Here is a 23667-nt window from a genome sequence, read left to right as displayed (position 1 = left end):
CTGCGCCATCCTTATGCAGAGGCCCCGTGTGAGCACAAGCTGGGAATCTGAGCAAGACCGCCGGATCATCCGATATCTTCTGAAGGACCTGCCCGAAGACGAGGCGGAGAGGATTGAGGAGCAGTACGTCTGCGAAACCGTCTACTTTGATCGCGTTGCGGAGCTGGAGGAAGAGCTGATCTGCAGCTACATGAACCAGACGTTGTCCCCCTCCGACTCGTCCCTCTTCGAGCGTAAGTACCTGGCCAATCCTCACTTGCGACAGAAGATCGAAGTGGCCAAACAACTTCGTGAGGAGGGACGAGAGGTGGCCTCATCCTGGATTTCGCGCCCCGCCGCGGAGTCCTGGTGGGAGCGCCTTCTTCACCCTCAGATCAGAGGACCGGTGTTCGCCTGCCTACCGTTCCTAATTATGGTTGTGGCTGCGCTGGTCCTTCAGAACGCCAGGCTTCGGTCCGACCTTCTCCGCCTCCACAACAAGCCGGGTCTGCAACGAAACCAGGTTCCGGCCGCGTCATTGGCAGTTTCTTCGCAAGCGGTTGCGAGCCTGATCCTGCTCCCCGGCGTTACCAAGTCACTTGCCGGCGATCAGGACCGCCGCGTCGCCTTGAGCACCGGACTGAAGGAAATCCGAATCCAATTCGACCTGCCTGGCTTGGCCGGAGATGCTTCTCTCGCGCTGGACGTCTTCCGGCTCGAGTCGGAAGGGCGCCGCGCCATCCTCCATCGCGCTGGCCTGCATAGTTTTCCGACGACATCGGGCCGTTGCCTGGTCTGGGCCGCCGGTCCGGAAGAACTCGGCCCTGGAAATTATCTAGCATTCGTGAAGCGTAGTGTGGAGAATTCCGACGACGTACTGGAGTCGTTCGCGTGGACGGTCGTGCGCCCCTAGCCCCCACTTCCTTATAGGCGACCGCGCTTCTTGCGCGCGGCGAAAGTTTTTCGGTCCCGCTCCACCGATAACTTAATGCCGCAATGGAAATGTCTGTTGGGCTCAAGGAGAAAGAGAATTTTTTGCAGGTCAACGACTTACAGAAGACGTTACTCAAGCTCCATTTCTATGCCATGGCCATCAAGGCTGCGAGCCTCGTGAGCGGCACGCAGTTTGTGTTCTTCGGCGGAGAGGTCGGCCCGCATTGGGTCCAGGGGAGGAGTCGTATTGGTGGCGGGTGGCGCTCTGGCAGTGGAGGGGCTCGCCGTCCAAGTGGATCGACAAGCCGTGGACGTTGCGCCACCGATAGCCCCGAAAGGCAACCAGGCGGCATCAATCTTCCGATGAAGGCCGGGTCGCGAGAGTACGTGTAGGCAACCGTGGGGCTCTTGGAAACGACCTGGCTGAAGCGCGCCGGTAGCGGCGCGGTCCGATATGTCCGCCCCTTGGGTTAAAAGCCGGCGCTTTTCGCCGAAGCCGGGTATGACGAGGCGTTCATGTGCAACGGCGCTAACCCGGCGCCAGTCGGACTGGGGCTGCGGATCGTCCACTGGCCGTGTAATCCGCCCGGCTTGGAAGCGGGCCCGGTGCCGGTCATCGTGCCGCGAATGCGCTAGGAGGCTGCTGCGCGGTTCGTCCGGCGCGGCAAGCGAAAGCCGGTCGCCAATTCCGGCCAACAGTAGGAAGCCTGGCGATCCGGTGACGCTGTCCTGGACAACGCAGCACGCCACTCAGATCCCGATTTCCGGTGTCCCCGGATCCTTGCCGCTGAACGGATCCTTGACCGCAAGTCTCTTCGTAGACACCATTTAAACGTTGGTCGTCTACGGACACCGCTCCCAGAACCAGTCGATTCTCGCCGTGAAGGTTGGAGGCGCAATGATGGCTCTCATCCAACGGCGCCCCACCCCCCTACTGAAAGATTGGTTCACCGATTCTCATAGATGAAGGAGAGAGTCAGAGAAGAGCCGACCGCTCTTGGAGTATACATGTCCGCTCTCACAATACCCGATTCACGGCTCGTCTTGCTGACTGGCCGTTTGTTGATCTTGATTGCCTCTGCCGGTTGTTGTCTCGCGCAGACGGACAGTCCCTTGGGTTGGGATCCGCACCTCACGTTTGCCGGCAACTTCGACGCCGGATACCACAAGACCCAGTTTTTCGAAGAGAACCACAACGTGGCTGTCGGCCAGTGGGATTCGCGAGTCGAATGGTGGTTGTACCCGAACCGGAAGCACTTTGCGTGGGGGCCGTACTTGCGGTTGAGCGGAATCATGGCTTCGAAATCCGAAGCGTGGGAAAACGCGTGGCTCGGCGGCCCCGGCGTCGGTCTGCAAGTCTATCCGTTTGACATTCGGCGCGGCTCCTCGAGTCCTTGGGTTAAGGTCTTTGGCCCCACACGAGTCTTCGCTGAATACAACCGCCTGGACTATTGGGGCGCGGAGAACAGGTGGCGACCGCACAAAGAGACGCGCTTCGGAGCCGAGTATTGGCGCTCCTTGCGTGTGAACAACACGGAATCGTCCTGGTGGGCCGAGACCTGGCACGGCCTGTGGCGGCAATCGGCGAATGAATTCACCCCGACCTATCGAAGCTGGATATTCGCCAACGCGTTGAGATCCGGGATACGCGCCAGCCAGAAGGGGGCGCTCTCGGCGATCACTCCGTATGGGGCCCTGGAAAGTTCGCTAACAGATAATCAGACCTATTACTGGGAGAATCGGCTGCTGGTGGGCGGCGGCGTGCGGTTTGCCCCGTCGCTGCGGGGCCGGCTGCAGGACGTCACCAGGATCAACCGGTTTGCGATCTATGGCGAGTACCTCCATATTGGCGCCTATTATCGCGACCGGGCGCCGGTTTCCACACCGAATTACGAGGTGCGGATCGGCGTCACGTTCAGCACGGGACTGTGGTATTGGTAGCCGCCGTGCCAGTAGTGGGCGGGAGAGGAAGCTCATTCACATGCTCATGCCAACCATACGCGAACTAACAGCTCTCAGGCCTCTGATGCGCGGCGTCGATGTCGAGGTTCTCCGTCCGGCGGGACAGGAGGAATTCAGTGCTAGAGTCGACTCAGTCCGCAGTCGAAACGCGGCGGCGCTTGCCAGCCTTGGCAAGGGCGAAGTGGCCCTACTCATGGCGATTTCCATTCTGACGGCGCCGATGGACTGCTCGGACGAAGAATTGCTCCCGCATTGCATTGCCCTGGCAGGCCTCGTCGGTGCCATTCCTGACGATGGCGCGCAACGACGCCTCATCGTCGACTGCGCAATCGCTTATGGCTGCGGTTGGCGCAGAACGCTACGAGACACCGGCGACTGCGGGGTGAACGGACTGTGGGAATCGGCCTTTCGCCTCCTGGTTGGGCAAATCACAGCGGCGATCATGGTGGCAAACGATCGGTTGGGAGCCATTTTGACGCCACTCCTGCAGGACCCGAACGAAATCTCCGCGATGGACGACTTGCGGGAATCCCGCTGGGTGATTGCCTCCACGCTAGCATTCCGGCTGATCAAACCGCTGCACTCCAGGCACGAGTCCGCCGAGAATCTCTTCGCCATCGCGGGCAACCGCGACATCAATGGCGCCCCGATCGCCGAAGATGCGCCGCGTCGCGACTTCACGCGGGTTCAGGGACAGGGCTATTCTCTGATTCCGTTGCCGGCCGGGTCCAGATACATCTTTGACGTGATGTCCGGTAATGCCGTAGCGGTCTCCGAAGCGCGCGTTCTGGCGGCCGGACCGGGGGGGCGGATCGTCATCCGCGCGGGGGACTTTGCGACGGTGGAGGTGGCGTTTCCGGTGGACGCGAATCTCAGCCGCTTCTTGCGCCTGAATTCCGGGCGTGAGGCGTTAGTCCGCGCCGCCGTGGGTCCGGTCTCACTGGCCCAGTGGGAGTGCGGTTGCGGGTCGTGGGCCTGCGCCGAACGACATCGCCTGGCTTCTTGGGTTCCCGACCCCAAACTGGGTCTGAAGGACTTCGTGAATTCGGCGATCAACGGCCGGGACTTTCCGCTGAAACCGAAGGCGTTGATCGCCGCGATGTACTACTCTTATCTCTCGCGTGAGGGCTGGGGCGGCTCGCCCGGCCCCGACTCTGCTGGGCTGCCTCGCATCCGGCGCGTGCTCATGGTCCGCGTAACCACCGCCATCAATCCGACAACGGGCCAGGTTGAAGAGAAGCAGGACCTCCGGGAAAACTTCCTATTGCTCAGCGCATACGGCGATTTCGGGCCAGTGCGAGTCGTGCGTTGCGGCCGCTGCGGGAGGTTCCGTCACGTCGAGGAGGTGATTTGCGATTGTGGAGCGGAAGAGCCGAAGGGCGCGCCCGCGGCTGTCTGGGCGCCGCTTCCGCTTTTCCGGCCTCTGGCAGGCCCGCCTCCGGATGGCGACCCCTTGGTGCGGGGGCTCATGAGCGAGTTTCTGGACCGCTGGATGTGCTTGATTAACACGGCGGATCCGCCCGGACGATCGGCTGAGCGGCGCCGCGAACGCGAAACCTATCAGGAAGTCGTGGAAGCATTTCGACGGTCCGACCTGGTGCGCGCTGCCGAACTCATCGAGTACGCGCGCAGCCAGGGCTGGAGCGTACCGGAGGTGGAGGATGACAAGGATGAATGAAGCAACTGAACTCCGTCACGAGGCTCACGACCTTCTTCAGCGCCTGACCGTAACACCAGACCGACCGCGATATGCCCTCGGAAAGCGAGTAGGTATTGCTGTCCGGGTCGAGCCTGTCAAGAGCGGGGAATACCACATCGAAGTCCTGTGCCATGCGTTCGGAAGTACTGAGGCCGATTGGAGCGCCTATCGCGTGGTTCTCAAGGATTCCGCGGGTGCGCAATACCCGCTGCCTCTCGACCGGTTGGGTCGCGGAGCCCTTGTGAGGCTCCTGCCTCACGAGGTGGTGTTGCACGGCGTCGGAATTGCCGAGATACCGTTCACGAAGGAAGGTCGTGAACAGGAAGACGAACTCATCGTACTCCCGGCTGCGGCCAAAACGGACGTCGGAAGACTCTTCAATGAGATTGAAAAGGGCTTCCAGGCCGCCGACGGCCGGGTCCGTGCCACGGTCCGTTGCGCAAAGGGAGGCGATCTGAGCGTTGTGTTCATAGCCTCTTCCAAGCACGCCGACCTCTTGGGGGCCGTTGTCACCTTCAAGTTCTCGACGGACGAGGGAAAAGAATTGAAGGGCAGGAAGGAACTGCGGTCCGATGAAGCGAACAAGGGCCAGTTGGCGGCGTTCTGGAGTGAGAACCAGACGAGTCTGAGCCCGGGCGGAGCAGCCCCTCCAGGAGTTCCAGAAAAGAAACTGACCTTCGAGTTTCAAGTCCTGCCGGTTCCGCCGCAGGAAGGAGAGGGAAATGTCTAAGGTGACGACCTTGGTTCCCCTGGAGTTCGGCGTCGCCGGCCGGACCGGGCGCCTGTCGCTGGAACTCGACGCCGCCCTCGAACCAGGTCTACATCGGGGGCCGTGTATGAATGGTGTGGTCATGCAAGGCGAACCCGGATTCCTCTCGACAGCGAAGCTTGCACATCGCGTCGCCATGACCCACTTCGCGTTGAGCGCCGGTCTCTCGATCAAGTGGTGTCTATGCCCCTGCCACGGCCTCAATTTCCCGGGTCTTGAGGGAGGATCAGCCGGTGCCGCTTTCCTGTTGGCGCTCTTGAAAGTCGGCTTCGGCGACTTCAACCGGCGGGCCCTGGCGCACTTTGGCGAGATCGAAGAGGCCATTACCGCGGTTCGGCTGGAGTGGGTGGCGGCGTCAGCGGCCATTGATGAGTGCGGGAAGTTCCTGCCCGTGGATCCGCGGGCGCTGATTCTCAAACTGAAGGCTCAAGCGGATGAGCGTCCCGAGTCACGCGTTCGCGTGGCAGCAATCGCTCAAGAACAAGGGGATGTCCCCCTGGCCCCTGCTCCCAAAATACCTGGTTTGTTCTTGTTCGACGCCGGAGTGCCGGACGGTCCTGTTCCGGTGCTCCGCGCCTCGAATGCGGACGACTGCTACCGCCAGCTGTTTCGGCTGCAGTCCGGACAGGTGCTGTTATGAACAGTGTCGTTGAGCTTTTCGCTCGCTTCCTGCTGTTCTTCGAGTACTTCCTCACGGCCGGCTTTCGCATGGCATGCGCTTTGGGCTGTTATGTCGTGCTGCTCTGGCTGTTTCTTACGGAATACTACCTTGCAGCGAGGTTTCCCTGGTGGCAGGGGTGGTGGGAATACGCCTTCCTTGTTCCGGCCTTCGGACTCCCTGCCGTTCTCTCCGCCTACGGGGTTTGCCGTCTGGAGAGGATTCGACCGCCAATGTCTCCGATGGCCTTTGACGAGCGCGATCCCGCCAAGATGGCCGTGCCGGTCGCGGCATGGGTCTCGATGCTTCGCGAAGCGGCGCGGAACCGCCGCGGACTGCTGCTGGGAAGCTTCCTGCGCTGGCAGGCGCGGCTGTTGGTCCGTTATGGGGCGGGGGTTGGCCCTCTCCCGCGCCCGCAGCTTCCGCGCGTCTGGCGGAGAACTTTCCGGCATGCGCTAGCCCTTGCCTGGTTTCCGACCCTCCTGGTGTATCTGTGTAGTCCGTTCTCTTCGCCTCCGATGGAGACGCTCGCTGCTATTCTCGCGGACAGGCCGGCAGGCGTCGAGAGAATGAAGGTGGGCCGCGTAGATGCCAAGATCGGGCTGATCGAGGAGGACTTGCTGGCAAAAGGCGACGAGAACGAGTGGTACATCCAATCACCAGCGAAGTTCCCCCTAGGCTGGCTCACCACATTCCCCGCCGATTTTCCACGCGTCTATCGGAGGCTTCAGGCGCTCTCCCTGGGCGAAGTTTCAGGCTGCGTGGTCGCGCCCGACCCCCGGGTCGAGCCTGGCCTGGTCACCCTCAAACCCGTGCGCGCCGGGACTGCCACCATCGATTTCTGGCGCTCAGCCGAGGGGTCGTTGGATCTGCAGATGGAACTGACTCTGTTTCGACGCGACTCTGTAACAGTGGTCGCGAAAGCGTTTGTGCATTGATATGGAGAAAGGCAGCAATGAAAAGCAAGTTTAATATGACGCTCGCGCTGTTTCTGGCGCCGGCGATCTACGCCCAGAAGATTGTTCCTGACAAGACCGACAACGCGAAGCCGGGACAGACGATCACCCTGAAACTGGTGGGAGCCGGCGGCAAGGGCGACGTGCTTTCCTGGGCAACCAAAAGCGGCAAGGGGACCATCCGCGTTGGAAGTGATCCGAGGACGATCGAATTCACTCCGGACGCGGCCTCGGAAGACATCATCGTGGTATGCGTCATTGTCCCTTTGCACGGCTCCAAAAAAGAGGCGATTGCCCAGATCAAGCTCCAGGCTGGCGGTTCCGGTTCCGTCTCGGCATCGACGGCTTCACCGGCAGTCGTCCCGCCGCCCGGCTCCGTCAAGCCGGCAATCGATCCTCCACCGCAACACGCGGCGCCCAGTACCGATGGCTACATCGAGCAACTTGGGTTTATTCCCGCCGGATTCATGGGCTCCGCCCAGGAAGGCGCTACCGTCGACTTGAATCAGGGCCACCCGGAAGACCCGCACTCACCGCCGACGTGCATCAGGCTTGCTTACACGCCGGAGCCCGCGCAATCGGCTTCGCCACAGAGCAAAGTGACGTGGTTCGCCATTGCCTGGCAGTTCACGAACGGAGAGCCCAACTTCGGCGATTCCCCAGGCAAAGATCTCGAGAGCGGCGTCGACGAGTCTTCCCGCTTTCGGTCACTCCGCATCTGGGCAAGGGGAGATCTCACTTCCGGAAAGCCACCGGTCGTCCAATTCAAATCCGGAGGCGGAACCAAGCGGGGCCTGCCGGAAGGTCAGCGGGCATCCTATGAAGTAGTTGATCAATTCCGGCCGCTGACGCCGAGATGGACGGAATATTGTCTTAGCCTTCGGGACAAAAAGCTGAGGAACGTGGTCTCGGCGTTCACGATCGTGATGGAGCGCGCCGGCAATCCGAATGGCGCCGTAGTCTATCTGGACGATATTCACTTCTCCGAGGACGGTTGCCCGGCGGGGTTACAGTAGGTCACGAGACCAATTCACAGATTCAGTTTTATGAAGACCGTGCTGAAGCTGGAGAATCCCGTTCCGCTGAGTGTCGTGGAGTTTGACGCTGGTGAAGAACTGTTTCTGACCATGCGCCTCTCTGGGGTGGGCGATTACGGGACCGGTATTGAGCGGACCGGCGACCGCCCTCCCACCGTGGACTGGCTCGACCCGCCCCACCGCATCACCGACCCGCACGCCCAACGACGGGGCGCCTGGTTCATCTGGGACGGGGACGCAGCTGCGGATCACATGATAACGCGCGAGCGCCTCGGCAAAGCGGCTGACCCATTGCTGAAGGCCGACCTCGAAGCCATGCTGCGAGACAAGGAATGGAATAACTGCCATCAACTTCTCTTTCCCTATCTCTTTCCAGAGTGGCGAATCAAGGGTATGCAAGGATGCGGCGACCTGACCATGAATTACTGGAATGTCGCCTACCTCAATGGCCATCTGGCCCCCGGGCGCCACTTCGTATGTCTGCGGGGCGAACACGTTCTGGGCCGGGTTTACACCTGTCTTGTCAAATGGAAGGCGCGTGTGACAACGCGGCAACTGGTGTCCATCGAAGAGATGAGATTTGCCCACACGGAAGGTCTGGACGTCACCGCGGAGGTCCTCCGGGATGGACATTGGTTCGATCGCAGCAGCGAGATCGAGTTCGCAATTTCGAATCAGCGAGTCCTTCGCGACAGTGAGGTGGTCCCGGCCTTGGAAAGCTGTGAGCAGTTTGGCGATGTGCGGCACCTTCTCCAGACGCCGACCCTGAATCCGCCCGGGCCGCTCTACCCCGGAGAAAGGCCGACTTGCGGCCGTTATTTGCCGCGCAGGTTCTTCGATCATGACCAGACGGATCACATCTGGCTCGGCGAAAACGAGTTCATCGCGGACTTGAATCGCAACCTGCTGCGCGCCGCGCTTTCCGGCCCTGTGGTCCTGCCGTGGCCCATCGGCGGCGCCACCGAGCAGCAGGTGCGTGGGGCTTTGATGCTCGGCCGATACTCCGAGGTCGGGGGCACAAGCCGCCTCCTCCGCCCGGGCGAATGGCGCTTCCGCCACGAACGCAGGACGGTCGTCGGCCTGGAAATCTGCTTTCGCCGCAACTGCTACGGGTGGACGTTGGTTGGCGTCAGCGCGGACGGCCGGCGCGTGCTGGCGCTCGCATGTAAAGGCTTTCCCGGGGAACAACGCGGCTACACGTTAGAGGAAGCTGCCGCCATATTCTGTGGGGCGGGGGCGGCCGAAGCTCTGCTGATCGACGAGGGGGAAGATGCATTCCAAATCGTGAATGGAGTGGACCAGATCCCGCGGCCGAACCGGCGCAGGGTCAGGGCTTGTTTTGTAGTCGCCGAACGCGAGCCGGCTATCGATGGAGGGAGCGAGCGATCATGAATCTTCCTGAAGGCGTTTCCTACCGCGCGAAGGAAACTACCCTATGCGGGCACGGCGTCGGATGCCTGATCCGAGTGCCGCCCGGATATGATCACACCCAAGTCAGCCTCGAAACGGCGCTGGTGCCGTACTTAAACGGTGATTGGCACGATTGGGCTGCCCTGCACCCATGCATTCTGGGTCGCGGAGGTCCGCAGGCCGCTCCGTCATACGCCGCCGCCTGGAACCGAAGCTTCCGCATCGAAGTAGTCCCCGAAATCTGCCCGGGTGATCCGGATCCCGTCCTCTGTGGCGCGCGCGTGGATCGCTTCCCGGCGAAAGCGCCGACCTCCCCCATCGACCGGCTCTGCGAGTTCCAGACGTTCGGAATGGCCGTGATAGACATGGGCAATGGACTTCTCGATCTCTGGCTGGCGGAACCGGGCGACAAGCTGCTGATTCCGGCTCGCGCATACTGCGCGCTCTATTGCGCCGGAGAAACTCTGATCACACTCGAACTGGCAAATGACGGCCCTGTCCCTGAACCGGATCACGAATGGCGGAATTGCCTGAGTCAGTCGGGACCGCCTCTTCTTCTCTACTACGATCGCGATCAAGCGCATTTCCTGCTGAACCGCCTTTGCGTGAATTCCCGGGCGCATCGGTTCGGCGTTCGGTTGCCGGCCAAACCTGGTCCCGAGGCCAGGTCCGTGCGTGTGCCGCGGAGCGGCAGGATGGCCCTCGCGCCATTCCTCCATCGCGAGTTGACGACCAACTTGGATCTGGTGATGCGTTTCCGGTCCCTCGGCCTGCGTTTGCGCCACGCCACTTCGGAAGCGATCCTGCCGGAAGATCCGCTACGCGCCCAAGACTTCCCCACTCCCATCCACTACTCCGGTCGGTTGAAAGATGAGCCGGAATCTGGCTCGCTGGCTCGTTCCTACCTCTTCGGCGACAGAATAGCCGTGAAGCCGACGCCGTCGTGGCGACATGGTTTCGAGAAGAAGCTCAAAGCAAGACTTCATGCTGCCAGTCGCCTCGTGGATCAAAGGCCAGATCGGCGACGGCCGTTCAATATCGTCATTGAGGGAGTCGGTCAGTGGGCCGAGAAAGTCTACCGGCCCGCGGCGCGGGACATAGCCCAACACGCGACGCGGAGATTCAACATCTTCTATGCCAACGATGAAACCTGGGCCGCCGCCCCGGCATGGCGCTCGTCGCTACGCTCCCGAGGGAGCAAAGAGATGCCATGGCTCTCTGAACACTATTGGAACAAGGCGGACCCTGTCGACTTTAGGCAGTATGAGCACCTCAGAGAGGTGGACGCCGTTTTCATTGTTACGCCGGACGTCACGCACGTCGAAATTGCAAAGCACTGGCTCGGCAAGACCCCCGTCATCTTCGTGGAAAAGCCGTTCGACACCGAGGCGGAGCGTTTTCGCGGCCTTCTCTATTCCATGGCGCTCAGCGAGGTGGAGGGCGCCTACAAAACTGCTGTCGTCGGTATCGACCACTACCTGCTGCGTCTGAGCCCGCTCCTCAGATACTTCGGCCCGATCTTGACGGCGCTGGGCGACGGACTTGAGGATGTAGCTTTTGAGATGACGGAGAAGAATCCGGTCGAGCCCGAACGTGAGCGAACTCTGAGCCTGGGGCTCGGCATGGATCTGCTGCCCCATTTTGCCGCGCTGCTGGTCTTGCTGGGCCCATTGAACGACGTCGATCTGGTCCGGGTCCTGTGCGCGATTCAATACGATCCGCTCGATTGCTCCCAATTCGATAACGAAACCGGTTTGGCCGGCCGTTGCCGGATCAGGGACTATGGAAGTGGTTTCTTGGGCGCCAGCTTTTGTGCCGGGAAGGGAATTGACCCTTCATTCAAAAGCCTTCGTGTTAAGGGTAGAAACCAGAACGAGCTGCTGATTGATTTCGCCGGAAATACCGTAAAATGTCCAGGTGTGAACTTCAGTGAGCCGATCTTGGAGAGGGATGTGGCATATCGCGCGCTGATGTCAGACCTGTACGGGGGCCTAAACACGATCCTGAGCAGTTGCCTGAATGTGGCGGACGGCGAGCAGGTCGTCGGTTTCCTGGATGCCATGTGGCGGAGCACTCAGTGGATCAAGCAGAACCGGAACTTCGATCGCGTCCCACGGGGCACGGGAGTCTGTGACTGCGTCTCAGGAGCAAGCCTATGAATTTGATGAGTCTGGTCCGGCCGATCCGCTCACTCCAGCGCTTCCGATCAGAGCCGACCCTGCTGCCGGTCGGGAGCGCCGATCTGTTGAAAGCGGCCCTCACGCCCGGCGAGGGCGACGCGCGCCGCTGCGCTGCCAACGTGGTCGTGTATGGAGGGCAAAGCCGGGAGGCGGAGGAATTCGCAGAGGCGGCGTTTGTTTCTCTTGAGCCTCTCGACTCCTTGTGGCGTGTCGGCGCCGGCGAAGCGGCCGACAGCCGCGTCGTCTGGATCCCAGCGGATCACCCCCTGCTGACCATGCTGAATGCGAGAGTCGTGTTTCTCCCGGCCGGTGAGCAGCAGCAGGACGCCATCCGCGAGTGGCAGGATCGCGCCGACGCGATCTTCGTCGTAGGCGGCGCGCATTGGGATATGCCCGGGGAGCGCTCCGGAACGGTCCACAAATGGCAGGATCGAGGGGCGACGCCCTCCTCTCCTCCGCTGTTCAGCCGGGAAGCCTTTCTGCTTCCCACGAGCGCCACGATTGGTCGCGGGCGGATGGAGCCATTGGACGTCGGTGATGCGCACAACGATTTCGCGTTCGAATGCTGGTCCAAGGATCGACGCGTGCATGCCATCGTGACTGGCCGCGGCGGCGATCTCACCGTCCGTTTCGTGACGGAGGATCCGCAGCTGAAGGGTGCCGTGATTCGCTTTGCATTCCGCACCGGCGCCGGCGCCACACTCCCCGGCGAGCGACAACTCTGGCCGGATGAGGCCAACCCAGCTCAAATCGTTGCTTTCTGGGCGGCCAGCCAATTGGATTTCAAGCAATCGGAGAGTCCACCGGCTGACCGCACCACCGAAGCCGCACAAATGACCTTTTCCTTCGAGGTGCTGCCCAGCGTTTCCCCTGGAGAATAGAAGTCGGCGATCCGCTTCAAATCGAAGGCAGCACAAACTCGACGCTCGTCCCGGCGGAGTTCAAGACCGCGCACCAATTCCCGGAGGGTGCCCGCCCGACGTCCAGAAAGACGAAATCGAGCTCATACATGAGTGTCGCCGGGGCAAGACCGCAGAAGGTGACGACGGCGCAGCGCGACTCGGTCGACGCCAGGACCTCGGGCCGGGTAGGGGCACCATCGACTTGCGGAGGGTCGGTAGGCCCGAACCCATTGCCCCACACACTGCAAGTCGCGCCGGGCGCAGGGACGCCCGCGCTGCAGACCATAAAAGCGACGCCCAGCGGCGAGGCGAAAATCGCGGGCGAAACCACCACCGCCTCGATCGCACCCGCAAGGCCGAAGACGCCGTGCTCGACCTCCACCCGGATCCTGCCGAGCCGCAACGTCCGCCAGGGAATCTGGAAGTTGATTTGCAGCTGGGAGACATAGATCAGGTGTAGCCACCATCCGCCGCAAGCACGCGAATGACAAGGCGGCCATTGCTGTCGATTTAGGAGTTCTCGCGCGAATCGGTAAATGTCTCCTTTTCGTTATTGCCCCGACCGCTGTTCCTGCCGACGTCGTAGGTTCATTCCTCGGGATTCGGTGGGCTCCCGGCGGGCCCGTTGAACTCGACCGCCCAAGGGAGCTTCCACTCCGCGAAAGCGCCCGGCGCAGCAGGCAGAGAAACGCACGCAAAAGCGAACAAGCGGAGCAATCACCGCGTCTCATCATCTTTTCGCAGCAACCGGATCCAGAATCGACCAGTTTGAACGGGCAACGGGACAATGTGTGTAGCGCTTAGCGAATGTAGGGGGCTGTCTCTCCCCTCTCCGAGCCTCCAATCCTGCCGGCCGCCCGCATGGACGTCGCACGACGCCCATGCACTGTGAGTGAAAGAAAAGCGCCGGTTCCTGCATAACCAGTAAACGCCGGGATTTCGCCCCGCTGGCGCTTTCGCGGTCACAGCGGTCTTTGGTTGTGCGGAATTCGGCCTGAAAGAAGGGAGGGGGCGCCCGGCGCTTCCTTTGAAAAGGAGTGTTTCGAATATGCGCGTAGCCAGATTGCTCCACGTAGTTTATTGCACGCTGGCCTTTGTGCTCTCCGTTGCGGGCCAGTGCCCACCGGATCAGGTGGTCCTGAACGGTGCTTCGCTCGGAAACGGTGTCGCCGTCGGCCTCAACACATCGGGGGGCCGCACCGATTGGCTCTCGAACGACGGGGCTTCACTGATCATGCAATACCCGTCCCTCCAGTCATGGGGCTCGGTCTTCTTCAGCTTTGGAGCGGCGGGCAGCGTCGGCAGCCGGCAGTCCCGTGACCTGTCGGGATGTGGAAACCTCGTGCTCGAAGTCAGCGGCGACCCTGGGTCCGTAGATATTGGCGTTCAGGACTGGCTTCAGCGGCCGGATGGCTCCGAATCGAAGGTCACTATACAGGTTTCCAGTCAATGGCAGACCGTGACCATTCCGTTGAGTCGCTTCGCGCGAACGGACTTCACACACGTTTACGTCCCCGCCGAGGTCGTATTCGGCGGTCCGCAGCCTCAGACGGTTCGTGTGCGCAGCATCAAGTACACCGCAGGCACTCCTCCCTCGGGTCGAACCGGGGTGCTCGCCCACATCGCCGCCGGCGGCGGTCAGTGGTCCACTGTGGTCACGCTGTTCAACCCATCGGCCTCTCCGGCCACGGTGAATGTAGCCTTTCGCGGTGACGACGGCGCCGCCCTCGGTGCGGTCCCGCTTACGGTCACTCAGCATGGAGCGGCCCAGACCGTCACGGGCGGAACCGTCAGCGCCGTCTTGAGCCCAAGCTCGTCCATCTTCATCGCGATTGGCGACCCGTCCGTACAGTCTGTGGTAGGTTGGGCCGACGTGCAGAGCTCGAGTCTAGTGAATGGCTTCGCTGTTTTCCGTTCCTTGAGCGCATCACCTTCGGAGGGAACGGTCACACTTCAAGCAGGTTCTTCGGCAGTTATCCTGCCGTACGACAACACCGGCGGGTTTGTCACGGGCGTCGCGCTCGCGAACCTTTCGACCTCGAGCGCCACCGTCACCGCCACGGCCTGGGACGATAGCGGCAATTCGCTCGACTCGCAACCGATCGCGCTTGCCGGGAACGGGCACACCTCCTTCGCCCTGTCGAACCAAGTGCCGGCCACGGCCGGCAAGCGAGGGATTGTGCAGTTCCAGAGCAGCGGAGGCGTGAGTGGCCTCGGATTGCGTTTTAGCCCGTTCGGCACGTTCACATCCGTCCCGGTGATTGCTCAATAGCGCTGCGGCGGCCTCAGGCCACAACAGCGACGACCGCCGCCGGCGTGCACAGGAAGTCCGAGGCCCGCAGCGGGCCGCCGAAGCCGAGCCAGCGCGCGGCCGCCGAAGTGCCCGCAGCCGCTGCTGCCGCCGGAGCCGGGAGCGCCGTAAAGCATCCGGCCGTCGACCGCCCCGAAACCAGGTAGGCGGCAAGGCCGCCCGCAAATGCGTCGCCGACGCCTGAGAGGCGCGTCGGATCGGACGCGACCAAGGACTGCAGCCGTTCCCATACAACCGGGGAGAGCCGGACGTGATACGCACATCCGCGATAGGGCCCGCCGGCCAGGACCCCGTCCGCCCCCATCGTGACGAAAATCATCGCCGCGCGGGCACCAGCCTGCAACCGCCGAAACGTCCGGATCGCCCCCGGCAGGCCGGCCCGAACCCGCCAGAACATCACTGCCGGGACTTCGTCCGACGCGCCGACAACTGCGCTCGCGCAGGGCAAAACGTGCCGCCATGTGAACTCGGGCGAAGGCGACCCGGTGAAGACTATGCACAGGCGGGTCGCGCCGGCCCGCGCCTTTTCCGCCAGCCGGACAAGGATCTCCCGGTCCTTCAGGGAATTCGCCAGGACCCATGAGCAGTCGGCGACCCAATCCACGCGAGCGAAGTGGCCATCCCCCAACCGCTGTCCCTCCTCCAGCGCCGACTTGAGGATCAGCTTGTCCGCCCCGCCGAGAATGGCGTTCCGCGGCGTCGCCCGGAGGTTGAGCGCCTCCATATCGACTGTCGGAAACGAGAGAGCGCGGGTCACTACCTCGTCAGGCCGCGTCGATTCCAGGTAACGAACCTTGAGATCGGGCACGGCCCGCATAGCGCCCATCACCGAATTCGGACCGCCACCCCCGCAACTCCAGTCCGCCGCATACGCCCACAGGCCGGCGGGAATGACTGCTCTCGTCTTGGAATACTGGACGGGCTCCAAAGTGCGCACGTCTATCCATTGCCCGTTTGCGGCGACGCGCACCAGTGTCCCGTCGATCAATTCAAATCGGAGATGGGGAAACTTGGCGTCCACCGCCGCATGTCCCACGATTCCAACCCGCTGCTTTTCTGTGCCGATCATACCAACCGCCTCCAATGCGTCCTGTAGGGAGCTCAGTCCGACTCCCCGGCAAACCGAGGCGATCGGCATCGGCGCGGATGGGTCGAGCGCACGATGCGGCGGCCGAGTGCACAGACGGGGTGAGCTGTTGCAGAATGTGATCCGCTAGACTACCGACGGCTTCGACCAATAAGGGTGGAGAAGGCGGTCTGTTGTTCTGGGGGAAACGCAGGCGGGCGCATGTTGAGTGAACCGCGCGGTGTGTCCGCAAACTCGATCCGGCTGATTCGAAAGCAGATCGAAGCGCCCGCCATCCTTGGGGGGCGATAATCTTACTGCCGCTATGAGTTGACGCCTTGACCCTTTTCGATTCGTCCTGCTCGCCCTATCCGGCTGGTTAGACCGCCGACAGTCGTAGTTGATCGAATACCTGCGGGAAGAGAATCGAGTGCTACGGGCGCAGTTGGGGGGCAAGCGACTGCGCTTCACCGACGACCAGCGCCAGCGATTGGCAGCGAAGACCAACGGGATCGGGCACAAAATGTTCCTCGAATTGAATACGATCGTCACGCGTGAGACGTAGTTGGCCTGGCACCGCCGCCTGATCGCGCAGAAGTACGATGGTGGCAAGAAACGACGGCCTGGGCGACCACCGAAGGCGGAGGAGATCGAGAGTATGGTCAGAACCCGTGATTTGAGCTTTCTCCAAGGTATTCGTAGGGCGATCACCTGCCTCAATCGCAGGTGCGCTACTTTACATGGTGCCGGCAAGACGGCACCTGGAATCAATCAGTTGCAACCGCTGGCGAACGACCCGGCGGTAGGGAGAACAGGTCTGGCTCGCCCAACTTCCGGTTGAAGCGCGATGGGGCGGTGAATCGTCAAACCACGCCGACATACGCCCCGCCGTCGGCTTTGAGTTGGCGGAGATGCGGCTCTGCTCTAACGCGGAAGAATGGCCGCGGTCCGCCCAACCCATTGCATCTGAGGCACTTCCATCGCTATACTTCGATTTCTGGTCGTCTTCGCCAACGCCACTAGATCCATGCCAGCAGCTCAAAACGCGGATGCAATCAGGCTTCTTAGCGGGCATGCACGCGCGCTCGGATGTCCCGACTTGCTGTTCCTCAACCAGGACCCGACCGCTGCCCACCTTGACTACCTGGATCTCTTTCGCCGTCGAAACTCGCTGGTGCTGCCGGACGCGGTCGCGGAGTTTCAAGGCCGTCCGTTGCTGTACATGGTCAACGGTGGGACGCTGGACAGGCAAGCGATACTCGGCCTTCAGCGTATGCTCGCAAATCGCGGGGACCACGCTTGCCTCGGTGTGGTGAAACCAGGGACCCTGGACGTATACCCCATCAACTTGAATCCACAAGCGCTGGCCCAGGCTGACCTAAAAACAGTCCTTCTGACCGACGACGGAGCCGCAGGTTTCTTTCAAAGCTTAGCGACGCGTAATTTTGAACTCCCGGGCCAGCCGGCGGAAGCGGATTACGTATATGACACGATCCACCGGTTGCTCGCCACAACGTCTGAGGAACTTGCGGGCACCGGCGACAAACCGGGACCACTCCTAGGGCTTGATGTATTATCGACAACTGGACGGGCTCTCTTCTTCCGCTTTCTGATAGACCGCCACATCGTGCGAGAAACGGATTTGACTGAGGTCTGCCCGTCAGCGAAAGCACTTCGCGATGCCTTCTCCACCGCGCAAGCCGCCGCGGAGACATCGTGCTGGCTGGACGAAACGTTCAATGGAGACCTTTTGCCGCTGGGCCTACCACAGGGCCTCCATGGAACCCGCGCCAGCCGACTTCGGGCTTACCAGACTTACTATGAGCGCGCGGGCAACAAGACCAACCGGCGAGTTTTCCTCCACCTGCAAGCCATTCTTAAGAGATGGGAGAATGCAGGGTCGGGCTCCTTTCAAACTACACTCGATTGGGATCAGTTTGATTTTGCACACATTCCAATTGGGGTGCTCAGCCAGGTATATCAGAGCTTCAGCCATCAGTGGGATGAGGAACTCGCCCGGAGCACGAGCGTGCATTACACGCCTCGTCACATAGCAAAGTTCATGGTGGATGAGGCGTTCGCAAATGTGAAGAATCCTTCAGGCGCTGTAGTCTTGGATCCGGCTTGTGGCGCAGGAGTGTTCCTGGTGCTCGCGTTTCGCCGCTTGGTGGCTGAGTATTGGAAACAGTATGGTACGCGACCAAACACGCGGGCGATCCAGCGGATTCTATATACCCAACTGCGGGGATTTGAGGTGAGCGAGTCCGCCTTGCGTCTGGCGGCTTTGGCGCTCTACATTACGGCGATCGAGGTGAACAGTAGCCCACGCCCTCCGGCGAGCCTGAAGTTTCCTCGGCCTCTGCGCGGTGAGGTCTTGTTCGACTTCGGCGAGCATGGGAACGACTTGGCCTGCCGATTCGGATTGGGCAGCCTTGCGCATACAGTCCCAGAGTCTTTCAACGGTTCTTTTGATGTTGTTGTGACGAATCCACCCTGGACGCGGCTGCGCCCTTCTGCAAAGGACCCCGCGCGGAAGGCAGCTGAATCAAAAGCCATCGTAAAGGCCAACAAGGTGTTCACGGAAATCAGCCGCAGGGTGCTCATTTCCCGTGGATTGACGGACCTAGCTACGATGTACGAGAATCCGGACAATGATCCGGATCTGCCATTTGTGTGGCGTGCCGCCGAGTGGGCTCGTACAGGTGGGATCATTGCGATGGCCCTTCCAGCACGTATCGTACTAAGACAGAGCCCACCCGGCAGGACCGCCCGCAATGCGATTCTGTGCGGCTTTGCCGTAACTGGGATCCTGAACGGTTCGGACCTTGAGGAGACGAAGGTCTGGCCTGGCATGAAAATGCCGTTCATGATCCTTTTCTGCAGAAACGCGATACCGGGTCCAGACCATCAATTCCACTTCATAACGCCACTGCGGGAGAACCAAAGGAGTTCGATCGGGCAGTTTCGGATCGATTACAAGTCTGCCCACACGTTATCTAGTTCCGCTGTCGTCGAAAAACCTTGGCTACTGAAGGCGCTCGCGGTCGGAACTGTCCTTGATGTTGAGGTGACGGACAAACTCGCTGGAGAGACCGTTGGAGCTTTCTGGGAGCGCCTTGGGTTGCATTCTGGCCTTGGCTACAATCTCTCCCCAAGTCTCAAGCAAAGTCCAGCGGCGCATTTGCTTGACCTAGATGACTTTGAGCGACCGGAAGGCAGTTTCGAAATTAGCCGCGGGGTCTCCAAGTGGCATGACCGCCACGGCCGAACAACGGCTCACATGCCTAGGTCCGAGCGGTTGTATCAACCGCCGCTTGTCGTGGTGCCACAGTCCCCGCGGGAGGGTCGATCTGACGCCAAGGCATTCCTTCGCCTCGAATCACCTCTCGCCTTTTCACAAAGCAATTACGGGTTTTCCGCGGCACAGGCCGAGGACGGTGCCGTGCTGGCCAGCACTCTCTATCTCATCATTCACAGCCAGCTCTTCGGCCATTACTGCCTCATGAGAAGTTCTCGCCAGGGCGGAAGCAGTTATCGCACAATCGTAAAGGAGGATATCGAATCATTCCCTCTTCCTGAGATGCGGGCGCTTTCCGCCAGCCAGCGCATTCGAATCGAGACTCTGGCGCGGGAGCTAAAAGCTAGCAAAGAGAAGCAGCCCTGGGAACAGATCGACCAGTTGATCTTCGAACTCTACGGACTGGACGAGCACGACGCCACCGTGGTCCGCGACACGGTCACCTTCTGCGGCCCATACCGATCTGTCCGCGAACCGGCTGAGTCGCCCATAACGCCAGTCGATCTGCATGTCTTTTGCGCGTATCTGCAAGAGATGCTCCAGGCTTTGTTCCGGCTGCCCGACGAGAGAATCCACGTGCGTCCGTTGCCGCACAAACCCGAGTTTGGTTTCGCGGCGTGGCAGTTTGTCTCCGTCACAACTCAAAGTTCGCCGGCAACAATCGCCAGACCATGGTTGTCCCGCCTAATGAAAGAGGCGAGCGCTACCGGCGCGAGCCGTGTCACTCTCCGCGTTCCAGGCGGGCTTCTGATCGGGATTCTAAATCAACGGCGTTTCTGGACTCGAAGCCGAGCGCGGCTCTGCTCGCTTTACGTCGAGGAACATCATCTTGAGGCCTTGGATGGCTAAGAGTTTGAGCGCCTCTGGGTTTTTCACCGAACTTCCCGTTCGCAGGCTTCCCCATCCTAGGGTGCCAGAGCGATTGATTGTTGCGGCACATCATGCGGTCGCTCGCGCGATTCAGATTCTGCGCGAGGAAAAGCGCATCCAACTGGCGACGGCCTTGGAAGAGGACCTGACTCATGAAGTTTTTGCCGTTCTGCAAGACAGATTGCTGGCAACGGGTGAAGTGCACGGCTTTGACTCGCGTCGGTTCGGGCGTATTCAATGTAGTCCTGAAGTGTGGACTCACGATCTAAGCCGAAGAGTGGTGCCAGACTTAGTCCTAGTTGTACTCAGAAGGGATCGGCTGCCGGTTCTTCCCTCCCAGGATGGCCTATTCGTGGAGTGTAAGCCCGTGGACGGCAAGCATGCCGTCGGTGCGCACTATTGCGATCGAGGCATTCGCCGTTTTGTGGACGGCGAGTATGCATGGGCAATGCAGGACGGTCTGATGGTGGGATATGTGCGGGGCGGGCGCACGATTACCAAGGATCTTTCGCCGGTTCTAGCCGACCCAAGTCGTCGAGAGCAGTTGGGGTTCCCGAGCCCACCACATAAGCTCCTTTCACCGATTTTGTCAGCGCAGAACGAGCCTCTACATGTCACTACTCATCGACGGCGATTTCCATTGTGGGGAAATCAAGGAAGTGCGGGGGAGATTCGGCTGTTCCATTCATGGCACGCGTGCAGCTGATGCCGAACTCCGACCCGGGCTGGCCGCTGAACCGCTTGACAAATGGCCCCCAAAGCCCCGACCTCCGACGCGTAGCTGCCGCTCCAGGAAGCCGTCGCTTGGGGCCGCCACGGTCTATATCTGACCGAGTAGTTTGGCCAGCCGGAAACGATCCACTTGGTCGTATGATCGCCGACGCGCCGATGTGACTCGCAAGTTCGCTCGCCCCGTGCGTGAGTGGATGGCGCACCACTTGGAGAATGGGCTGGATTCAGACGCTGCGAAGTATCGCTCCCGAGATCCGGCGTTCTGAGAAGGAGGACGCCAGGCGAATTGTCTGCGCCGCTCGGGCGCTGGCATGTCCAGTGCAAGGTTGACGGGAACCGTCCAGCAATTGGAAGTGCCGTCTGAAGGAGTGTGGACAGCAGGTAGGCATGGATCAGGCCGCCGGCGCTGACCGAGTACCATCCGGGAGTTGGGACGTTCGGCGACGAGTTGACGTGAACGCATGACCCGTGGAAGTGCTGTATTGACGGGTGCGGACGGATAGTCGGCAACCCACGGACTGGGTATTATTGCGAAGCATTCTCTGGACGACCACCTGCCTCAATTGCAGGTGCGCTACCTAACTTGGCTCCGGCAAGATGGCGCTTGGAATCAATCAGTAGGAGCCGCTCGGAAACGCCCCGGCGGTAGGGAGAACAGGCTCGACTGCGGTTTTGTAGCTAAAGGTTCCTCAAGGCTCAACAGGGCGGTCTTGCAACCTATTGAAAACAAAGACACAATTTCGGGAGGATCCACTGCGCCCAAGTCGGTTTTCGGCCTCCCGATGAAGTGCCCTGTTTCCATCTGCTTACGTTTCAAGTAGATACGGCCAATCCGTTGAGCTCCGTGGAAGCCGGTTGAAGCAGGAAGGACTGAGCAGCTACAGAAAGATCTACAGTACCTGATTTTGGATTGAAATTGCGTGCCCGCCTCGCACCATTGCATTTCCCAGCAACGCGAGTGTCAACCAGCCTTCGCAATAGGCGCGATGGCGGCACCCGAGCAAGGCGGTCTTCGAATCGAGTCAGCCAACCACGATTCGGGTTTGATCGCACCCACATGCCCGGGCGACTTCTCGCTCAATTGGATGCGGTGAGGCGGCTCACCTGGACGTATCCCAAGTCGCAGCTTCACACGACGGGGCTTCTGGGCGGCTTGGCGGGAGCGTATGCTTCCAACAGGGCGAGGGTATACCATCAAAAGGAGCCGCTACCAAATTCATGTTTGAATCGATATGTCTGGGCAGGCCAGGCCAGTTCACGACGGCTGGTCTTGGATTGCTGGCAGAATGCTTACTGTATTACCGACAAGTACATCTCGTGCTGGATCATCAAGGGTTCAAGAGCCTCGTCCGCCTGTGCGGTCCAGATACCTTACTCGGGCTCGTTCTAGACGGCCACCTCGACGTAATTTACCAGGAGAATCGGCTAGGAGTGGCGACCAAGACGATCGCCAACGTTGATCAGCACAGCTTCATTGCGTTCGAGGCACCGCGATACGCGGCTCAAAACCACGTTCCGGCTGTGCTCGAAGAGCTACTTGGTAAGCCGGGTAAGGCTCGACGCATAGGGAGCCGGATTCTCCAGCGACTAACAGTACGGAAGTACGATCCATCCCGGAGCCATGAATGGCTGGCGGACATTGAGGGCACGACATACACAGATCAGGTCGCGTCCGCGCTCCTGGAAACGCTGGCTCCTAGTTACAGAACTCCGAAGGCTGTGGAGTTTCGAGTTCATTCGGAGAGTGGGTCATACGTCGTTGCGACAAACATAGATTTCGCTGCTGCCAACGAAATCTATCGTCGAGCGAATCCGGATTCTACGCTTACGCCGGCTCTGATCTTAAGCTACCTCTATGAGGGTATCGCAAATGTTGTTACTGGTGCCGAGCATGCCTCCGAGCTGGTTACTGAGCCATTCGAGGCACTGCTGTCGACGCATAAAATTGGCCGCATAATCGACAACGCAACTCGCAGTACGGGAAACATCGAGAGATTTCAGGAGTTCGTTCTGCCCACGAGATCGGTAGGTCAAGTCATCGCGTCCGGTGAGCGGAACTTCGAGGATTTGCGACATCTAATCAATAAGGCTGCAGAGTTTCGAGAGTGGACGCACAAGATGTCGGACGACGCGGATATCTTGCGCGAGTATGTCGCGGCCTGTAGTAGCTTGTCGTGGCTAGATAAGCTCCCAAACAGGATGCTCAAGTACCTATTGTTTAGCTCGATCGGCCTTGGTATCGGTCTCACCGTAGCTGGTCTTCCCGGTGCGTTGGCGGGGTTCAGCTTGAACGCTGTGGACTCATTCCTGTTTGACAAGTTGGTTTCGGGTTGGAAGCCGAGCCAGTTCATTGGCGGCTCACTGGTCCCATTCGTCAATCCCCGTCGCCTGGACGCCTGAATTTCGTTCTCCACCAGACTGATGGCGGACCTGTCTACCTGTCGAGCCGAAGTCTCGACGAAGCTATCTGGAAGCCCAGAGTTTAGGGCTCATCGCCGGCTGCCCACGACCCCGCCCGGCCGGCGTGGGGCGACATCGCGTCAAACCACTCCGTGCACTCCGCCTCGCGGCAAGTTGACCGGAAACGTACTACTCGTGGGAGTGTCGTCTTGACGGGCGCGGACGGATGGTCGGCCACCCGCAGACTGGGTGTTCTTCCGCAGCATTCAGTGGACGACCACCTGCCTCAATCGCAGGTGCGCTACTTCGCATGGTGTCAGCAAGACGGCGCCTAGAATCAATAAGTTGGAACCGCTCGGGAACGGCCTGGCAGCCGGGGAAACGGGTCCGAACGCGGTTTTGTAGCTAAAGGTTCCTCAAGGTCCAACAGGGTGGTTCTGCAACCTGTTGAAAACAAAGACACAATTTCGGGAGGACCCACTGTGCCCAAGTCGGTTCTCGGCCT

16 protein-coding genes are annotated in these 23667 nt (G+C 60.6%); 14 read left to right on the top strand and 2 right to left on the bottom strand.

Going from position 1 to position 23667, the window contains the following annotated elements:
* Window positions 1-28: 28 nt before the first annotated feature.
* From ACR9Y2_RS07535 to ACR9Y2_RS07490, 10 genes are all read left to right on the top strand, one after another.
* The gene (locus ACR9Y2_RS07535; RefSeq protein WP_435040456.1) at window positions 29-892 is read left to right on the top strand and encodes a hypothetical protein; all 864 of its coding nucleotides are present in this window, start codon (window positions 29-31) and stop codon (window positions 890-892) included.
* Window positions 893-1920: 1028 nt separating this feature from the next.
* Complete coding sequence (locus ACR9Y2_RS07530; RefSeq protein WP_435040455.1) at window positions 1921-2853, top strand: hypothetical protein; 933 nt, start codon at window positions 1921-1923, stop codon at window positions 2851-2853.
* Window positions 2854-3067: 214 nt separating this feature from the next.
* Window positions 3068-4552: a hypothetical protein gene (locus ACR9Y2_RS07525; protein WP_435040454.1), complete on the top strand. Its 1485-nt coding sequence runs from the start codon at window positions 3068-3070 to the stop codon at window positions 4550-4552.
* A 289-nt stretch (window positions 4553-4841) separates the two neighbouring features.
* Window positions 4842-5303 carry a hypothetical protein gene (locus ACR9Y2_RS07520; protein WP_435040453.1) on the top strand — a complete coding sequence of 154 codons (462 nt, stop codon included), beginning with the start codon at window positions 4842-4844 and terminating at the stop codon, window positions 5301-5303.
* Complete coding sequence (locus ACR9Y2_RS07515) at window positions 5296-5982, top strand: hypothetical protein (protein ID WP_435040452.1); 687 nt, start codon at window positions 5296-5298, stop codon at window positions 5980-5982. Before ACR9Y2_RS07520 ends, ACR9Y2_RS07515 begins: the two co-directional genes overlap by 8 nt.
* Window positions 5979-6938 (top strand): hypothetical protein, encoded by a 960-nt coding sequence (locus tag ACR9Y2_RS07510; RefSeq protein ID WP_435040451.1) that lies wholly within the window; start codon window positions 5979-5981, stop codon window positions 6936-6938. The genes ACR9Y2_RS07515 and ACR9Y2_RS07510 overlap by 4 nt, the downstream gene beginning before the upstream one ends.
* A 17-nt stretch (window positions 6939-6955) precedes the next feature.
* Entirely contained in the window at window positions 6956-7972 is a 1017-nt protein-coding gene (locus ACR9Y2_RS07505; RefSeq protein WP_435040450.1) for a hypothetical protein, read from the top strand.
* Between the two features lie 30 nt (window positions 7973-8002).
* Window positions 8003-9385, top strand: coding sequence for a hypothetical protein (locus ACR9Y2_RS07500; protein ID WP_435040449.1), 1383 nt, complete (start codon window positions 8003-8005; stop codon window positions 9383-9385).
* Entirely contained in the window at window positions 9382-11562 is a 2181-nt protein-coding gene (locus ACR9Y2_RS07495; RefSeq protein WP_435040448.1) for a Gfo/Idh/MocA family oxidoreductase, read from the top strand. The genes ACR9Y2_RS07500 and ACR9Y2_RS07495 overlap by 4 nt, the downstream gene beginning before the upstream one ends.
* Window positions 11559-12464, top strand: coding sequence for a hypothetical protein (locus ACR9Y2_RS07490; RefSeq protein WP_435040447.1), 906 nt, complete (start codon window positions 11559-11561; stop codon window positions 12462-12464). The genes ACR9Y2_RS07495 and ACR9Y2_RS07490 overlap by 4 nt, the downstream gene beginning before the upstream one ends.
* A gap of 16 nt (window positions 12465-12480) precedes the next feature.
* On the opposite strand, the gene ACR9Y2_RS07485 is transcribed toward ACR9Y2_RS07490, so the two are convergent.
* Window positions 12481-12936, bottom strand: coding sequence for a hypothetical protein (locus ACR9Y2_RS07485; protein WP_435044832.1), 456 nt, complete (start codon window positions 12934-12936; stop codon window positions 12481-12483).
* Between the two features lie 597 nt (window positions 12937-13533).
* Between ACR9Y2_RS07485 and ACR9Y2_RS07480 the strand changes: the two genes are divergently transcribed.
* A complete protein-coding gene (locus ACR9Y2_RS07480; protein WP_435040445.1) occupies window positions 13534-14757 on the top strand; it encodes a hypothetical protein in 1224 nt (407 codons plus the stop codon).
* Between the two features lie 13 nt (window positions 14758-14770).
* Here ACR9Y2_RS07480 and ACR9Y2_RS07475 read toward each other — a convergent pair whose 3' ends face one another.
* Window positions 14771-15865 (bottom strand): hypothetical protein, encoded by a 1095-nt coding sequence (locus ACR9Y2_RS07475; protein WP_435040444.1) that lies wholly within the window; start codon window positions 15863-15865, stop codon window positions 14771-14773.
* 397 nt (window positions 15866-16262) lie between these two features.
* On the opposite strand from ACR9Y2_RS07475, the gene ACR9Y2_RS07470 reads away from it, so the two are divergent.
* The 3 genes from ACR9Y2_RS07470 (at window position 16263) to ACR9Y2_RS07460 (ending at window position 23162) form a co-directional block, all read left to right on the top strand.
* Window positions 16263-16427: a hypothetical protein gene (locus ACR9Y2_RS07470; RefSeq protein WP_435040442.1), complete on the top strand. Its 165-nt coding sequence runs from the start codon at window positions 16263-16265 to the stop codon at window positions 16425-16427.
* A gap of 534 nt (window positions 16428-16961) precedes the next feature.
* The gene (locus ACR9Y2_RS07465; RefSeq protein WP_435040440.1) at window positions 16962-20009 is read left to right on the top strand and encodes an N-6 DNA methylase; all 3048 of its coding nucleotides are present in this window, start codon (window positions 16962-16964) and stop codon (window positions 20007-20009) included.
* A 1971-nt stretch (window positions 20010-21980) separates the two neighbouring features.
* Window positions 21981-23162 (top strand): hypothetical protein, encoded by a 1182-nt coding sequence (locus ACR9Y2_RS07460; RefSeq protein WP_435040438.1) that lies wholly within the window; start codon window positions 21981-21983, stop codon window positions 23160-23162.
* Window positions 23163-23667 lie beyond the last annotated feature (505 nt).

This window comes from Paludibaculum fermentans (genome assembly GCF_051172195.1).
GTDB classification, from domain to species: domain Bacteria; phylum Acidobacteriota; class Terriglobia; order Bryobacterales; family Bryobacteraceae; genus Paludibaculum; species Paludibaculum fermentans_A.
This window is presented reverse-complemented; position numbering and strand designations above follow the sequence as displayed.

Bases quoted from the DNA above. Each gene is read 5' to 3' on its own strand.
- ACR9Y2_RS07515 (WP_435040452.1), top strand. From the start codon at position 5,296: ATGTCTAAGGTGACGACCTTGGTTCCCCTGGAGTTCGGCGTCGCCGGC.
- ACR9Y2_RS07510 (WP_435040451.1), top strand. From the start codon at position 5,979: ATGAACAGTGTCGTTGAGCTTTTCGCTCGCTTCCTGCTGTTCTTCGAG.
- ACR9Y2_RS07475 (WP_435040444.1), bottom strand. From the start codon at position 15,865: ATGATCGGCACAGAAAAGCAGCGGGTTGGAATCGTGGGACATGCGGCG.
- ACR9Y2_RS07505 (WP_435040450.1), top strand. From the start codon at position 6,956: ATGAAAAGCAAGTTTAATATGACGCTCGCGCTGTTTCTGGCGCCGGCG.
- ACR9Y2_RS07500 (WP_435040449.1), top strand. From the start codon at position 8,003: ATGAAGACCGTGCTGAAGCTGGAGAATCCCGTTCCGCTGAGTGTCGTG.
- ACR9Y2_RS07460 (WP_435040438.1), top strand. From the start codon at position 21,981: ATGTTTGAATCGATATGTCTGGGCAGGCCAGGCCAGTTCACGACGGCT.
- ACR9Y2_RS07480 (WP_435040445.1), top strand. From the start codon at position 13,534: ATGCGCGTAGCCAGATTGCTCCACGTAGTTTATTGCACGCTGGCCTTT.
- ACR9Y2_RS07490 (WP_435040447.1), top strand. From the start codon at position 11,559: ATGAATTTGATGAGTCTGGTCCGGCCGATCCGCTCACTCCAGCGCTTC.
- ACR9Y2_RS07525 (WP_435040454.1), top strand. From the start codon at position 3,068: ATGGCGATTTCCATTCTGACGGCGCCGATGGACTGCTCGGACGAAGAA.
- ACR9Y2_RS07495 (WP_435040448.1), top strand. From the start codon at position 9,382: ATGAATCTTCCTGAAGGCGTTTCCTACCGCGCGAAGGAAACTACCCTA.
- ACR9Y2_RS07530 (WP_435040455.1), top strand. From the start codon at position 1,921: ATGTCCGCTCTCACAATACCCGATTCACGGCTCGTCTTGCTGACTGGC.